This window comes from Paraburkholderia sp. BGA-UO-ETr-F12 (assembly GCF_059567945.1).
Genome location: NZ_JCAQOZ010000067.1, coordinates 324,695 through 341,242, shown reverse-complemented (window position 1 = coordinate 341,242; position 16,548 = coordinate 324,695). Strand labels below are relative to the sequence as shown.

The following is a 16,548-nucleotide window of genomic DNA, read 5'->3' as shown; positions in this document are numbered from 1 at the left end:
AGTAGTGTGGTGCCCGTCGGAAGGAGTACCCGTCAATTCAGCGCGCTTTACGCCTTGCATCCCTACTTTACTGCTGCTTCAATACAAGCACCGCTAGAGCGGCCGACCATCGTCTTGTATAGCGAAGCCGGACCAGTCCTATGGAGACAGGGACATGGAGATGCGCTACCGTCGGATGATCCTTCTGATCCCGCTGATCCCGCTCGCGCTGGCACAGCTGTCGTGGGCGTCGGACGGCTCGGACCGGGCGTCCCAAACCGACAACTCCCTCGCGTCATCGGCGCCCGGGTCGTCGGCTGCACAGGGTCCCCAACAACAAACGCTACGGGACCGTGAACAGGTGGTGCTACATCAGTTGAGCGACACGACTGATGGTGACGCACGTTACGCATTGCTCGACGGTCTGGCGTCGGACTATTTCCGTGCGGGAATGGTGGCGGACTCGATGCGGATCCGCGAGCAGATCGTCGAGGATTCGCGTATTCCGGCTGGCCGACGCTCGCTCATCGCTTCGTCGCTAGCCGGAGGGTATGCCCAGGGCTTTGACTACGCGCGCAGCGAGCGCCTGCTCGGACGCGCCCGGGCGCTCGCGCGCGACACAACTCCGGCGGAACTCGAGACATTGCCGCGGGAGCCATCCTATGCTTACTTCTCCGCCGAAGCGGAAATCGACCGTCGGTACCTTAACCGGCATGACCTCGGGCTGCTCAAGCGCCGGGAGAGCGCGGAACTTGCCTGGCGTAACATCAACGACCCGGCACTCAGCGTTAGACGGCGGAAGGCCGCTGTCAACGAACTGCTCGACAACTCCTCCGAACTGATCCGCCTGATGGTCCAGAACAATCGCCGGACAGAGGCGTTGAGCTATGCGAACGAGATTCGATGGGATATCGAGAACCGGTCCGACATGAAGCCGAGTCCTATCCAGCGTGCCGAGATTGAGCTCGGCCGCTCAATAGCGCTTGCATCGAACGACGACTACGACGGTGCGATTGCGGCCGTCAACGCCGCGATCACAGCCTTCCGCAAGCAGAATGTCGCTCCGTATTCATGGAACTTGGCGGGAGCACTGCGGCTTCGTCTGATGTTTGCGCTTGCAATAAAACACATCGGCGATTATCAGGCGGACGCGGACGCCTGGGAGTACGCGGCAAGCGTCAATCCCGTAGTGGCCCACACCGTAACCGACGACGAACGCGAATCCCTGATACTCGCCGCACATGGAAACTGGCAGGAGGCCGAAAGGCGGATCACGGCAGCGATGACCAAGAATCTGCTGAGGCAAGGGCCCGAAAGCCCGTTTTACAAGTACCAGGCCGCAATGCTGATGCTGTACCGGCTGGAAGATCCCGCCAGCAACGTTGGCGAGGCGGACATCGCCGCCTATGTCAAACCCCTCGTTGGCACGCAGGACGACTGGAACGACTCGAGTACGCGGGGCGCCTACGACGAAGACGGGGCGCTGGCCCAATCGCTGAACCGCGCGATGAGCGAAGGTGAGCAGGGCCAGGTCCTCGCGTTTCAGATCGCCGAGCTGTTCCATATGAACGCAACCCAGGGCGCGATGGCCGATGGCGCGGCGCGCCTCGCGGCTTCGACGCCAGCGTTGCGCGCGCTGATCGAGCAGGAACAATTGCTGCGCCACGAGCAGAACACCGCACACCTGGCGCTGGCACGCTCGACCAACCGGCTCGAAGCGGAGCAAACGCAAGGCGGCTCACAAGGGCGGCAGAATGTTGCCAGTGCAAACGTCGAACATGAAGAGAACGCCATCAAGGCGGTTGACGGAAAGCTGGCCAGTCTGCGTCAGCAGATCGCCGCGCAATTTCCGCTCTATCGTCAATTGGTGTCGCCAGAAATTCCGACACCCGACGCCTTCGGCAAGTCACTTCACGAAGGCGAAGTCTATGTGGATTTCTACGCGGGGCGCGATGCCAGCTACGCGTTCGTGGTTCGTCCGGGTGGGGCCTTCCGCGCGGTCCGCCTGAGCGTGACACGTGCCGAGCTCGCGAGACAGGTGAAGGCATTGCGAGCCGGTTTTGATGCAGGGGTTCCACCGCAGCACGCGGGCGATCTGGCAGGCTTCGATCTAGGCGCGGCGGCAAGCCTGTATCAGGCGCTAATTGCCCCGCTGCACGACGATATTCACGCGGCGACAACGGTCTACATCGCAACAAGTGGAGTCCTCGCGAGCATCCCGTTTGACGTGCTGACTACGCGTACAGCGTCGAGTCTCGCGGACGCCAGCTGGTGGATCGACACGGCAACACCCGTGCGTGTACCGAGTGCCTCTGCGCTCGCACTCACGCGGAGTCATCCGGCCGCGCACGCAAACGAACCGCTGATCGCTTTCGCCGACCCAAGTTTCGACGGCCACGACTCGCAAGCTGTCGGCACGCCAGCCGGCAGCGTTGTTGCGCGCGCCTTTCCTGTCGACACAGATGCTCCGGCGTTCGACTACCATCGCGTGATGCCGTTGCCCGAAACGATGGCCGAGGCGCACTCTATCGCCACGGCGCTCGGTGCCTCTGACCAAAGTGTGCTTCGGGGTACGCGCGCTTCCCGTAGTGAGGCGATGAAGGCTGACCTGTCGAACGACCGCGTCGTGCTGTTCGCGACACACGGCATCGTAGCGGGTGAAGTGCCGGGATGGCGCAAGGCGGGTCTCGCCATGGCCTATGAGGGAAGCGGGCTGACCGATTCCATTCTCACTGCGGACGATATCGTGACGTTGCGGTTGAACGCCGACTGGGTCGTTCTGTCCGCCTGCAATACAGGATTTGTCACCGGCACCGCTGGCGATGCAATCTCGGAGTTGTCCCGCGCTTTTTTCGCGGCAGGCGCGCGTTCGATGCTCGTCACTCAATGGGCCGTTGAATCGCGCTCAGCAACCGAGATCACAACCGGCGTGTTCCGAACCTATGCCGGCGATCCGTCGCTGTCAAAGGCCGATGCACTTGCGCGCGCGGAGCGCGATATGGCCGCCGGCAAAGATGGGGCGCTTTATCGTCATCCGTATTTTTGGGGCGCGTATGTTCTGAGCGGTGATGCGGCTCGCTGACTTTAATACTGGCTTGACACTCAAAGGGGTATCAAATGCAACCTGCTCATTTTTCTGAATCGCGAGCGACGTCTCGCCGCTCGTGAGCCGCAGAGCGACTTGGCATGCTAGCGCACACTGAATACCTGAAGCCCCGCCATCGCCGCGTCACGGCCTTTCGTATGAACGACATAGAACCGCTGGAGCGACGGGATGTAAACCGAGGTCTTCCCGCCGAACGCGTCGACATGCTGTTTGACCGCGTATTGGTCCGCCCCGACAGGGTCGACGACATCCAGACCGGTCGACCCGGTGATGTACAGGTGATGATGGGCCGGGTCGACGGCCATGTCGTCCGACGTGTTGACGATGTCGAGCGACTGGATGATCGAGCCGTCGCTCGCATTCATCACATACAATTTTCCGGGGTCGCGCGCACCGATGAACAGGCGCCCGCTCTTCGAATCGAAGGCCATGGCCGAATTCCGGCTCGGGCCGGGAACCCGCCAGACGGCCGTCAATCTGCGCGTGCGCAGATCAATCACGCCAACTTCGTTTTTGTCGCGCATGTTCACGAACAGGCGGTGCGTCGCATGATCGATGGGCATGGCTTTCAGTTGGCCCGCGGGCACGTCGATCCGGCCTATCACCGAATAGTTGCTAAGGAAATCAGACTGATGTAGGCATGATCCTGATGTGACTGCACACCACCATTGCTGCGTCGCGAACAATTTGACGCAGCAACACCCTTCAGACTCTCATAAGGAAAACCGCTTTACTCAAGTCCATTGGCCCACGTTACAGGTGTTGGGCATCGCGATCGCGCGGCAGGAATAGACAGGCTTCGAAGCCATCGGTTGTATCGCTGAACTGCAGCCGCATACCATGCATATTTGCCACCGCGGCCGCGAGGCTCAGGCCGAAGCCGCTACCGGGTGTATGGCGGCTCGCTTCACCGCGATAAAAGCGACGAACGACGGCCTCATACTCCGCAGGATTGATGCCGGCGCCGCTATCGGTGACTGAGACGCTGATACCGCTTGTGTCGTTCCGCAGTGTCACCGTCACAAGGCCACCTTGCGGCGCGAACTTGATTGCATTGTCGACCAGATTGGCGAGTGCTTCGAACAGCAGGCTCGGATCGGCCTGGATCTCGAGCGGCCCGGACGTCATTTTCTGAAGTTCAAACCTGAGCGCGTTGTCTTCCGCTGTCGGCTCGTAAAACTCGAACACGTCGTTGGCAACCGCAGCCAGATCGACCGTCGTGAATCCTGCGCGGCGCACACCGCTTTCAATTTCTGAAATGCGCAGCAGCGCGTTGAAAGTACGGAGCAGTCCACCGATCTCCATAACGGTTTCATCGATTACCGCTTGATACTCCTCTTCGGATTTGGCGCGGCGCTGCGCACGTTCCAGTCCGCTAAGCATCCGGGTGAGCGGCGTGCGCAGATCGTGCGCAATCGCATCACACACGCCCTTGACCTCGTTCATGAGTCGTTCGATCTCGTCGAGCATGCCGTTCACGACGCCGACGAGGCGATCCACGTCGTCGCCTCTCGATTGCACCGGCAAACGCCTGCCGAGATTGCCGGCCACGATTTCCTCGATCGAGGCCGTCACCGCATCCAGCCGCCGCATCGCCGATATGCCGATCAGACTCGCCCCGACCAGACCGATCACGAGCGTGATCATCGCGGTGGACAGCAGCGCGTGCAGCAGTTCCTCGTCGAAGTGGTCGAGTTCGCGGGTGTTCTGGCATTGCAATGCGACGCGGCTATCCGGCACGCGAGCGGCAATGCAACGTGCGGGCGGGTGGCCGGGCAGCCTCGCGAGCCGCATGGAAAACGGTTGGTCGAAGATTGGGATAGCCGGCTGATCGCCCGCGTAGCCACCGGCTAGATGTTTGCCATTTGCGTCGAACAGACCGAACGGGCGCTGGTGGCGCGGATCGAACTGGTTTTGATGTTCGAATCGCGCCACCAGTTCGTCCGGCTCTTCGCGTGTCAACTGCGCGTGTTCGCGTATCAGCCAATCGTCGATGCGCTCCTGTTCGAAGCCCGTGATCTCGTGATACAGGTAGCCGAACAGCAGTATCGCGATCACGCCGAACAGCATCAGGAACAGTGTCGCGAGCCGAAAGCCGGTGGTGCGGTGCAGATCAGCCAGGCGCATGGAGCATGTACCCCGAACCGCGCACGGTATCGATCATCGGAGCCGTCCCGTCCGGGTCGAGCTTCTTCCTCAGGCGGCTGATGTGCACGTCGATCACATTAGTCCGCTCGTCGAGCCGGTAATCCCATACCGCTTCGAACAGCATGGTCCGACTCACCACCTGCCCTTCGTGCTGGACCAGGTATTCGAGCAGCCGGTATTCGCGTGGCAGGAGCAGAACCGGACGGCCGGCAAAGCTCACTTCACGCTTGAGCGGGTCAAGACGCAGCGGGCCGACCTGATACTCCTGCACGCCGGGCGTCGCTCCCCGCCGTCGCATCAGCGCGTCGAGGCGGGCGGTCAATTCGATGAACTCGAACGGCTTGGTCAGATAGTCGTCGCCGCCGGCGCGCAGACCGCGCACACGTTCGTCGACCGCGGAGAGCGCACTCAGAATCAATACGGGCGTGAGCACGCCGGCACTGCGCAACGCCGCCAGCATGCCGAGCCCTTCGAGTCCACCCGGCAGCATGCGATCGAGCACGATGGCGTCGTAACTGTTGGCGACCGCAAGCATCAAACCGTCGCGGCCCGTGCGCGCGCCCTGCACCTTGCAACCGTGATCGGTCAGTGCTTCAACGAGCTCCGCGAAGGTTTGCTCGTCGTCTTCGACGATCAGTACGTTCGACATGCGTTTCTTCCAGAAGTGAGCGCGCTGTGAGCCTGTACGAGCCGGCCATATACACTACGCTCGTACCTTTGATGTCCCGAGTATGCCGCGCGAAGCTGTACAGGCGTTTCGCGCCAACATTAAAGAATTTTAATGCAAGCCTTCATCAACCCGTTTAGCGTATGCGAATTCTGCTGATCGAAGACGATACGCGCGCCGGCCAGTTCCTTGCGCGCGGCCTGAGCGAGAGCGGTTTCATTGTCGACACCGTAGCCGACGGTGCGACCGGGCTAGCCTACGCGCGTGAGGGCATTTACGACGTGATTGTGACCGATCGGCTCCTGCCGGCGCTCGACGGAATCGCCCTCGTGCAGCAATTGCGCGCGGGTGGCAATACCACGCCGGTGTTGATGCTGTCCGCGGTTGGCGGGCTGAACGAACGCGTGGAGGGTATCCGCGTCGGTTGCGACGATTACCTTGTGAAGCCGTATGCTTTCGTCGAAGTGTTGGCGAGAATCGAGGCGCTCGCGCGGCGCGCGGATCGCAGCAGAATGAGCGAGCGGCTCGAATGCGCGGATCTGATACTCGATACCCGAGCGCGAACCGCGACCCGGGGCGGCCGCGACCTGCGCCTGCAGCATCGCGAGTTTCTGTTGCTCGAATGCCTGGCGCGTCGCGAGGGCCAGGTCGTGACGCGTAGCATGCTGTTGGAGGCGGCATGGAACTACGATTTCGAGCCACGCGGCAATATCATCGATATGCACATGCATCGGCTGCGGGCGAAGGTGGATCGCGATTTTCCGGTGGCGCTGATTCATACCGTGCTGGGTGCCGGTTATGTGCTGAACCCGGCGCCTTAGTATGTTCCCGGCGACAGGGATGACCTCGCGCACACCCGCTCCGAAGGCGGGTTGCGGCGCATTAAATTTTTTTAATCATTGGGCGAAAGCACTGACAGGACCCGCTGATTAATCTGGTGGCATTCCCATGTTGCCGGAGCGTTCTCCAATGTCAGGACTGTCCCGTTCGGCGTCATTCTCGCGCGTCGTCAGTCCTCGTGCACCTCATCCCGGTGTACGCGCCGCCGTCTATGCCGCAGCATGTGCGCTGGGTTTCACCGTGCTAGCCGGGTGCTCCGTCGTGCCGACCTATCAGCGGCCGGGTACGCCGCTCGCGCCGCGCTTCGACGGCGTCGCGAATTCGCCGCTCGCCGATACCGTCCCCGTCAGAAGCGGCTGGTGGCGTGAATATCACGACCCCGCGCTCGATGCGCTGGTCGATCGGAGTCTGCAAAACAACTTCACACTGGCGTCCGCGATTGCGAGCGTAGAACAGGCCCGCGGCAACGCCGAAAAAGCCGGGGCGCCGCAGTATCCGTCGCTGACGCTCGGCGCCACGTTCGACCGCGCTCACCAGGGGCGTGGCTCGACCACCAAAACCCAGAGCCTCTTCGCCGAAGCAAGTTACGAGGTCGATTTCTGGGGCTTCAACGCCGCCAACGCCAGCGCGGCCGACCTGCTTGCGCGCGCGTCCGGATTCGATCGCGATACGGTGGCTTTGACGCTGACCGCGTCGGTGGCGGACACGTATTTCCAGGTGCAGAGCCTGCGCCGCCGTCTGGCGATCGCACAGTCCATTTCCGACGATGCCGCGCACATTCTGCAATTGTTGCTCGCGCAACAGGCGGCGGGCGTCGCGACCGAGTTGCAGGTGCAGCAGCAGCGCAATGCGCTCGCCACCTTCCAGGCGGCGGTGCCGGCGCTGCAACAGCAACTGGACATCAATATCCATGCGCTCGCCGTGCTGGTGGGCACCGCGCCCGAGCAGTTCACAGTCGACGACACCGCGCTCGTCAGTATCACCATTCCGCAGCCGCGCCCGAATCTGCCGGCCAGCCTGCTGGAAACACGCCCCGATATCCGCTCGAAGGAAGCGCAGCTGCAATCGGCTAACGAGAGCGTCGGTGCGGCGCGCGCGGCCTTCCTGCCGAACATCGTGCTCACCGCCGACGGCGGCCTCAGCAGCAAGTCCCTTTCGCATTTCCTGTCGAGTCCGTTTGCGAGCCTCGCCACGTCTCTGGCCGCGCCGCTGTTCGACGGCGGCGCGCTGCGCGGCCAGTTGCACGCAAGCAAAGCCGCCGAAGCCAAGGGCGTCGCCGATTACCGGCAAGCCGTGATAACTGCATTGCAGGACGTCGAAGATTCGCTCTCGGCAGCGCAACAGCAGCAGCTCGCGGAGGCCGCCGACCAGACCGCCGCCGATGCCGCCCGTAAAGCCGCCACACTCGCGCAAACCCAATACAAGCTCGGCACGATCGACTTCTTGACCGTACTCGACGCCCAACGCACGCTTTATCAAGCCGAAGACACGCTGGTACAGGCGCGGCTCGCGCGCCTGCAAGCTTCGGTGAGCCTGTTTCGCGCGTTCGGCGGCGGCTTCGGCGTGACCGATAGCAACACCGCTTCCACTCCTGCGCCTTCCCACTCATGAAACCTGCTGACTCTCCGAACCACGAAGCGCTCCGCGGGCGCCGTCACGCGCCGCTCGTGGTGGTATTCGCCGTCCTTGTCGCGATTCTTATCGCGTGGTTTTGGCCGAAGCACCAGGCGGTGAAGCCCGCGGCTGCGGTGCCGGTCAACGCCGGCCATCCGGTGAAGCGTGACTTTCCGATTCGAGTGGCGGCGGTGGGTACGGTCCTCCCGCTCAATACCGTGGACGTCAAAGTGCGTGTGGATGGCCAGTTGCAGCGCGTAGCCTTCACTGAAGGGCAGGATGTGAAGGCAGGACAGCTGCTCGCCCAGCTCGACCAGGGGCCGCTCACCGCGCAACTACATCAGGCGGAAGCGGCGCAACGCAAGGATCAGGCGTCGCTCGATAACGCAAAACTCGACCTGGCGCGTTACTCGAAGCTCGTCGGCATTGGTGCGGCAACCGCTCAAGCTGTGGACACCGCGAAGGCGCAAGTCGAGGCACTCGCCGCCACTGTCGCGGCGGATGCAGCGCTGGTGCAGAGCGACCGCCTGCAACTGAGCTTCACCACCCTCTTTGCACCGTTCACCGGCCGCGTCGGTGCGCGCGAGGCCGACATCGGCGCGATCGTGCATCCCACCGATACGACCGGTATCGTCACCGTGACGCAGATGGAGCCGATTACCGTGCTGTTCTCCGTGCCGCAAGATGTGCTCCCCGACTTGCTCACGAATCAGGCGGCCGCACCTTTGCCAGTCAACGTCACCACGCGTTCCGGCAGCACAGCGCTTGCTGACGGCACGCTCGTGTTCGTCGACAGTACGGTCGATCCCACCACGGGCCAGATCAAACTCAAGGCCTCATTCACCAACAAGGACCGCAAGCTGTGGCCGGGCGAGCTGGTGAATGCGCGCGTGCTGCTGCGCACCGATACGATGCGGCTCGCCGTGCCGAGCCGCGCGGTGGTGAACACGCAGAACGGCACGCAGCTCTATGTGATCAACGCGGATGGCACGGCGCAGATGCGTCCGGTGCAAACGGGCGTGACGGTCGACGGAATGACGGAAATTCGCGGCGGCATCGCCCTTAAGGATCTGGTCGTATTCGACGGACAAAGCCGCTTGAACCCGGGCGTGCGCGTGGCGGCCACCACGGTCCCGACCGTGGCCCAGGCACCGGGCACCGCTGAGACAGCCGGTAGCCAGGCCAACCTGGACAATCCGTCATGAGCCTCATGGAACGGCTCATCAACCGGCGCATTGCAACCAGTTTTCTTGCTATCGCGGTGCTGCTGACGGGCGCGGTGGCGTATTTCCTGTTGCCGGTCGCGCCCTTGCCACAAGTCGACTTTCCAACCATTCAGGTCGTGGCGAAGTTGCCGGGCGCGAGTGCGGAGACGATGGCGACGTCGGTGGCGACGCCTCTCGAGCGTCAACTTTCGTTGATTGCGGGCATCACGCAGATGACATCGTCGAGCTCGCTGGGCACGACCAACATCGCGGTGCAGTTCGACTTGTCGCGCGACATCAACGGCGCGGCGCAGGATGTGCAGACGGCGATCAATGCGGCGGGCGGCACTCTACCGAAGAATCTGCCGAACCCGCCGACCTATGAAAAGGTCAACCCCGCCGACTTCACTTTGCTTTCGCTCGCGCTGACATCGCCATCGCTCACGCTCACGCAACTCGACAGTTACGCCGAAGACTATCTGGCGCAACAGATCTCGCAGATGCCAGGCGTCGGTCTCGTCGATTTCCACGGCCAGCAGCGGCCAGCCGTGCGCATTCAGCTCGATCCCGACAAGCTCACCGCGCGCGGCCTCACGCTGGAAGACGTGCGTTCGATCGTCGGCTTGCAGACCGTGAATGCGCCGAAGGGCAGCCTGAACGGCCCGGACCGTTCGGTGATTTTCAACGCGACCGATCAGATCACGACCGCCTCGGCGTACCGCGATCTGGTGGTCGCGTACAAGAACGGCGCGCCGATTCGCGTTGCCGATCTGGGCACTGTTCTGAATGCCGCCGAAGACAACCAGCAGGCCGCATGGCTTCAGCACGAACGCGCGATCATCCTCGATATTCACAAGCAGCCCGGCTACAACGTCGTGCAGACGATCGCCAACATCAAGGCAAAGCTGCCTGCGCTGGAAGCAACGCTGCCTGCCGCTGCGCATCTGCACGTGGTGGGTGATCGTACGCAGACCATCAATGCATCGGTGCACGACGTGCAGTTCACGCTGATGCTGACGATCGCGCTCGTCGTCATGGTCATCTTCTCGTTTTTGCGCAACGTATGGGCGACGATCATTCCGAGCCTCACGATCCCCCTGTCTCTGGTCGCCACGTTCGGCGTGATGTATCTGCTCGGCTATAGCCTCGACAATCTTTCGCTGATGGGGTTGACCATCGCGGTGGGTTTCGTGGTGGACGACGCGATTGTCGTAATCGAAAACGTGATGCGGCATGTCGAAGAAGGCGTGCCCCGCATGAAAGCCGCCCTGCTCGGCGCAATGGAGGTGCGCTTCACCATTCTTTCGATGACGACCTCGCTGATCGCGGTGTTCATTCCGATCCTGCTGATGGGCGGCATTGTTGGACGCCTCTTCCGCGAATTCGCGGTGACAGTGAGCGCGGCGATCCTGATGTCAGCGCTCGTCTCGCTGACGGTTACGCCGATGCTATGCGGCTGGCTGATCCGTTTGCCCGAGCCCGATGAAGCAGCGCGCATGCGCAAGCTCGAAGCGTGGCTCGAAAAAGGCTTCGTCGCGGTGGAGCGGCGTTATGAGCGAGGTCTCGACTGGGTGTTGGATCGGGCGAGGCTGATGCTTGGTGTGACGATCGCAACGATTGTCGCGACAGTTGCGTTGTTTATCGCGATCCCAAAGGGTTTCTTTCCGCAGGAGGACTCTGGTTTGATCATGGGCGTCGCGCAGGCCGCGCCGGACATTTCCCCGCGCGCAATGTCTCTGAAAATGCAGCAACTGGGTAACATTATCGAAGCCGATCCTGCCGTTGATAACGTCTATTACTGGATGGGTGCGAATCCGACCGTGAGCCAGGGCCGCGTGATGATCAACCTGAAAGCGTTCGGTCAGCGCAAGGACAGCGCCGCGCAGGTGCTCAATCGCCTGAAGCCGCAGTTGGCAACGGTAATGGGCATTTCCCTGTCGATGCAGGTCCGCCAGGATATTCAGGTGGGCGGCCGTATCAGCGCCGCGCAGTATCAGTACACCCTGCAAGACCCGGATATCAACGAACTCAATCATTGGGCGGGCGTACTGACCGACAAGCTGTCGAAGCTGCCGCAACTCGCCGACGTCACGTCCGACCAGCAAGCTGCCGCGACCAGCGCGACGCTCGTGATCGACCGCAGTACCGCCTCACGCTTCGGCATTACCGCGCAAGCGATTGACGACACGCTCTACGATGCGTTCGGCCAACGGCAGATCGCTACGCTGTTCACGCAGCTAAATCAGTACCACGTCGTCGAGGAAGTCGATCCGCGCTTCCAGTTGACCACCGACGCGCTCGCGCATCTCTACGTTCGTTCACCGTTGACGAATGAACTTGTGCCGCTCAACACGCTCGCAAAGATCGAAAACAACGTCTCGCCAATTTCTGTGAATCACCAGGGGTTGTTCCCGGCTGTAACGATCTCGTTCAATCTGGCGCAGGGGCAATCGCTCGGCAATGCCGTGACGGCGATTCACCAGGCCGAAGTCGCAGCAGGCAAGCCCGACAGTCTGACGGGTTCGTTCCAGGGCACGGCGCAGGCCTTCCAGGCCTCGCTTTCGAGCGAACCGTATCTGATCGCGGCCGCGCTCGTCGTGGTGTACCTGATTCTCGGCATCCTGTACGAGAGCGCGATTCATCCGCTCACCATCATTTCGACGCTGCCTTCAGCGGGGGTGGGAGCATTGCTGGCGCTGATGCTGTGCGGCCAGGATCTCTCGATCATGGGGATGATAGGCATCATTCTGCTGATCGGCATTGTGAAGAAAAACGCCATCATGATGATCGACTTCGCGCTGGTGGCCGAGCGTGAGCAAGGCCTATCGCCGCGCGAGGCGATCCGTCAGGCGTGCGTGCTGCGCTTCCGGCCGATCATGATGACAACGCTCGCCGCGCTGTTTGGCGCACTGCCGCTCGCGCTTGGCCACGGTGCAGGCGCGGAATTGCGCGTGCCGCTTGGCATCGCCATTGTCGGCGGCCTGATTGTTTCGCAGATGTTGACGCTCTTCACGACGCCGGTCGTGCATCTGTGGTTCGACCGTCTGTCGCATTGGCTGGCGAAACGGCGCGCAAGAGGCGATATGCTTGAGCGTGAATCAGTAGGTTGAGCGCGGTGCGGCGCGTCGCTGCCGGTGCTCGACTGCCGGCGCGCTCGCTATGGTTAGCGCGTCATCCCGGCGTCTTGGCCGCTAACATTCCTGTGAACATGGCTAGTGGCTTTCGTGAACACCAACGCCGGGGATCAGTTTCAACAGATTCTGTGCAGCCGGCGATAGTCCCTTGACCCGATGCGCCAATCCCAGGCTCGCAACCAGGTTGGCACCATCGCCACTCAGCGGGATGTAGCAAACGTCGTCGGAACGGCTGCTGCGCATGCAGGCAGGAACAATTGAAATACCGAGCCCACCGGCAACGAGATTAATCGTCGACGAGATTTGCGGGGCGTATTGCACCACTTTCGGATTGAAGCCACTGGCTTCGCATGCCGAAAGCACCATCTCAGGAAGCCCCGAGCGCGTGGTGCGCGAATAAAGCACAAACAGCTCGTCGCGCAGTTCTTCCAGCGAAACGGCATCGCGGCTTTCCATTCGATGGCCTTTCGGAACGACAACGACCATAGGCTCCGTCGAAAGCAGAACAAAGCGGATTTCGTCATCACTGTTGGTCGGCGGACGCACGAAAGCAATGTCGATACGTCCCTGCCGCAGCGAATCCAGAAGCGGTCCAGTGCGATTTTCCTCGAGTGAAATATCGACTCCGGGGAAAAGACTTCGGTATCGATGAAGCGTGCTTGTTACTTCTCCGCGGAACGACGCGGACTCGGTAAAGCCGATGTTGAGCCGGCCGGTCACGCCCTGTGCACTGAGTTGACAGCGGAGCGTCGCCATCCGCACGTGCTCCAGGATTGCGCGCACTTCTTCTAGATAAATCTTGCCGGGCTCTGTCAGCGCAACCCGCCCCGGTTGGCGGTCGAACAGCTGCACGCCCAGTTCAGCCTCGAGCGCCTTGATCTGGAACGTCAGCGGCGGCTGCGCGATACCGATGCGCTGCGCTGCTTTCGTGAAATGCAGCTCCTCTGCCACGACCACGAAATACCGGAGATGCCGTAGGTCCATACATATTATGTATTGAGAGTGCAATTTCAATATATTAGACGCCAGGGAGGTCTTTGCCTAGACTGCTCAATCATGTCCTTCGGATGGCCGACCACGCCGTAGCAACTCGACCGACACCACTCTGAATCGGTGATCCCGGTATTGGCGAGCACCTGGACCCACTCAACGAGCACATACATGAGCTTTCAATCTAAAGACGCATTGCGCCCCCTGCCCCTCGCGGGACTTCCCGACAGCAAGTTTTTTTCGCTCAGCGCGCTCGAACAGCTAGGCTTCGGCACCATTTCGCGACTTCCACATTCCGTTCGTATTATTCTCGAGTCGTTGTTACGGAATCTCGACGGAACGACCGTGCACGAACACCATCTTCACGAAGTCGCAGGGTGGAAGCCGCATGGCAAACGTACCAACGAAGTGCCATTTGTCGTTTCCCGAATCGTCGCGCCCGACTCTTCCGGCGTTCCGCTTCTGGCCGATCTCGCCGCGATGCGCGAAGCTGCTGCGGGACTTGGCATCGAGCCCGCGACCATCGAACCGCTGGTGCCGGTTGACCTGGTCGTCGACCATTCGATCTCGGTAGAACACGCAGGCTCGCCAGAAGCACTCCGCTTGAATATGGAAGTAGAGTATCGACGCAACGCCGAACGATATTCGTTCCTGAAATGGGCCGACAACGCGTTCGAATCGTTCCGTATCTTTCCGCCCGGTACCGGCATCATCCATCAAGTCAATCTTGAATGGCTTGCTCGTGGCGTCCATCAGAAGGACGGCATTACGTACTTCGACACGCTCATTGGAACCGACAGTCACACTCCGATGATCAACGGCATCGGGGTGCTTGGTTGGGGGGTGGGCGGCATCGAAGCCGAAGCGGCGATGCTCGGACAGCCCGTTTGCGTTGTTGTGCCAGACGTGATTGGCGTAGAACTGACGGGGACGCCCGCTCCCGGAATCCTGGCGACTGACATCGTACTTACCGTCGTCGAAGCGTTACGCGCAAAAAAAGTAGTCGGCAAATTCGTAGAGTTCTTCGGACCAGGCGCGGCAAGCCTTGCTGCACCCGACCGATCGACGATTGCCAACATGGCGCCTGAATATGGCGCCACCGTCGCCTTCTTCACTGTCGACGACAACACCTTGCAGTACCTGAAATCGGTCGGCAGAACCGACGTCGAGCTGGCTTCGCTTAGGGCTTATTTCGAAGCGCAGAACATGTTCGGCATTCCCGTTCGGGGCGACATCGACTACACCGAAACAGTCAGTATCGATCTTGGCTCCGTGGTACCGAGCGTTGCAGGCCCGTCGAGACCACAAGACCGGATCCCGCTGTCGAATCTGAAGAAAACAGTCCACGCGCTTTTACCTGGCGCTGCGTCTTCTCAAACCGGAGACGATAAAGACAGAACCGGCCTGCAGCATGGCGATATTGTGCTCGCTGCCATTACGTCCTGCACCAACACGTCCAATTCTCGTCTGATGCTCGCTGCGGGACTCCTCGCAAAACATGCCGTGCAGAAGGGACTGCGAACTGCGGCGCATGTGAAGACGTCGTTCACGCCGGGGTCGCGGGTCGTTAGCGCGTATCTCAAGTCGGCGGGTCTCGAGCAATATCTGAATGCTCTCGGATTCAACGCGGTTGGCTACGGATGCGCCACGTGCATGGGCAACTCGGGGCCACTTGCGCCGGAGGTTCTCGAACAGATCAAGAACGGAAACCTGAGCGTTGCCGCAGTGCTTTCGGGCAACCGCAATTTCGAAGCGCGCATCCACCAGGCTATCAAGGCGAATTTCCTGATGAGCCCTCCGCTGGTTGTGGCGTTTGCTATCGCCGGGAAAATCGGCTTCGATCCCGAAACCGAGCCGTTGGGGAAGGGTTTGCAAGGCGAGGACGTCTATTTGCGCGATATCTGGCCGAGCGCAGATGACATGGCCGAGGTCACGCCATTTGCGCAAGACGCAGAAAATGTACTCAATCTCTACGCGACAACCGCAGAGCAAAACCTGTGGGAATCGCTGCCGGCGCCTAAAGGCGACCTCTTCACGTGGACCGACGATTCCACCTATATGCAACGTCCGCCATTTTTCGACGGCGTAACACGCGAAATCCCGCAGCCCGGGGAAATCCGCGGTGCGCGCGCGCTCGCGATCCTGGGCGATTCGGTCACGACTGATCACATCAATCCAGGCGGTGCGATCCCGCCCGAATCGGAATCGGGGAAATTCCTGATCTCGCTTGGTGTTGAGCCGCGCGACTTCAATAGCTACATTTCCCGGCGCGCCCACGACCGTGTGATGGTACGAAGCAGCTTTGCGAACGTCCGCCTTCGCAACCTGATGGTTCCGGGTGAGGAAGGAAGCGTGACGTTACACCAGCCGGACGGGGAGCGCATGAGCATCTTCGCGGCCGCGACGAAATACGCGGCTGAAAACGTCCCGATGATTGTGTTCGCGGGAAACGAATACGGCAATGGTTCAAGTCGCGATTGGGCGGCGAAGGGACCCCGTCTGTTAGGCGTTCGCGCCGTGATTGCACGCAGTTTCGAGCGTATCCATCGAAGCAACCTGGTTGGGATGGGGATTTTGCCGCTGGAATTTGAAGAAGGTGACAGCGCGCAAAGCCTCCACCTCACGGGGGACGAACTGTTCGATCTGCCCGGCGATCTGGGCGCAATCCGGGCAGGACAGATGCTCGATCTCGTGGTTCATCGCGGCAACGGTGAAACGGCAACAGTTCGCCTGCGAGCGCGTATCGATTCGGAGATCGAAGAAACCTACTTCAGGCATGGTGGAATTCTGCCGTACGTGCTGCGTGACCGGCTCGCCCGGCAGGCCCAAAGCGCTGAACTACACCTTTCCTGACTCGCTTCGCCA

The 16,548-nt window shown here is 61.2% G+C and carries 10 protein-coding genes; 6 read left to right on the top strand and 4 right to left on the bottom strand.

Annotation, left to right across the window (positions count from 1 at the left end; all coding sequences use genetic code 11):
- Positions 1 to 154 precede the first annotated feature (154 nt).
- Positions 155 to 3,061, top strand: a complete 2,907-nt coding sequence (locus tag AC57B6_RS38040) for a CHAT domain-containing protein (protein ID WP_496423276.1) — start codon at positions 155 to 157, stop codon at positions 3,059 to 3,061.
- A 107-nt stretch (positions 3,062 to 3,168) separates the two neighbouring features.
- On the opposite strand, the gene AC57B6_RS38035 is transcribed toward AC57B6_RS38040, so the two are convergent.
- From AC57B6_RS38035 to AC57B6_RS38025, 3 genes are all read right to left on the bottom strand, one after another.
- Complete coding sequence (locus AC57B6_RS38035; RefSeq protein WP_496423275.1) at positions 3,169 to 3,771, bottom strand: YncE family protein; 603 nt, start codon at positions 3,769 to 3,771, stop codon at positions 3,169 to 3,171.
- A gap of 67 nt (positions 3,772 to 3,838) precedes the next feature.
- Positions 3,839 to 5,212, bottom strand: coding sequence for a sensor histidine kinase (locus AC57B6_RS38030; RefSeq protein ID WP_042274167.1), 1,374 nt, complete (start codon positions 5,210 to 5,212; stop codon positions 3,839 to 3,841).
- Entirely contained in the window at positions 5,199 to 5,882 is a 684-nt protein-coding gene (locus tag AC57B6_RS38025) for a response regulator transcription factor (RefSeq protein ID WP_028195121.1), read from the bottom strand. The genes AC57B6_RS38030 and AC57B6_RS38025 overlap by 14 nt, the downstream gene beginning before the upstream one ends.
- A 161-nt stretch (positions 5,883 to 6,043) precedes the next feature.
- Here AC57B6_RS38025 and AC57B6_RS38020 point away from each other — a divergent pair, with 161 nt between their 5' ends.
- The 4 genes from AC57B6_RS38020 (at position 6,044) to AC57B6_RS38005 (ending at position 12,669) form a co-directional block, all read left to right on the top strand.
- Positions 6,044 to 6,721 (top strand): response regulator, encoded by a 678-nt coding sequence (locus AC57B6_RS38020; RefSeq protein WP_491564229.1) that lies wholly within the window; start codon positions 6,044 to 6,046, stop codon positions 6,719 to 6,721.
- A 148-nt stretch (positions 6,722 to 6,869) separates the two neighbouring features.
- On the top strand, positions 6,870 to 8,351 hold the full coding sequence (locus tag AC57B6_RS38015; RefSeq protein WP_496423274.1) for an efflux transporter outer membrane subunit: 1,482 nt from the start codon (positions 6,870 to 6,872) through the stop codon (positions 8,349 to 8,351).
- Entirely contained in the window at positions 8,348 to 9,559 is a 1,212-nt protein-coding gene (locus AC57B6_RS38010) for an efflux RND transporter periplasmic adaptor subunit (protein ID WP_051743270.1), read from the top strand. The genes AC57B6_RS38015 and AC57B6_RS38010 overlap by 4 nt, the downstream gene beginning before the upstream one ends.
- On the top strand, positions 9,556 to 12,669 hold the full coding sequence (locus AC57B6_RS38005; protein WP_496423273.1) for an efflux RND transporter permease subunit: 3,114 nt from the start codon (positions 9,556 to 9,558) through the stop codon (positions 12,667 to 12,669). The genes AC57B6_RS38010 and AC57B6_RS38005 overlap by 4 nt, the downstream gene beginning before the upstream one ends.
- A 102-nt stretch (positions 12,670 to 12,771) precedes the next feature.
- On the opposite strand, the gene AC57B6_RS38000 is transcribed toward AC57B6_RS38005, so the two are convergent.
- Positions 12,772 to 13,677 (bottom strand): LysR family transcriptional regulator, encoded by a 906-nt coding sequence (locus tag AC57B6_RS38000; protein ID WP_496423272.1) that lies wholly within the window; start codon positions 13,675 to 13,677, stop codon positions 12,772 to 12,774.
- A gap of 177 nt (positions 13,678 to 13,854) precedes the next feature.
- Between AC57B6_RS38000 and acnA the strand changes: the two genes are divergently transcribed.
- Complete coding sequence (gene acnA / locus AC57B6_RS37995; RefSeq protein ID WP_496423271.1) at positions 13,855 to 16,536, top strand: aconitate hydratase AcnA; 2,682 nt, start codon at positions 13,855 to 13,857, stop codon at positions 16,534 to 16,536.
- The last annotated feature ends 12 nt before the right edge of the window (positions 16,537 to 16,548 follow it).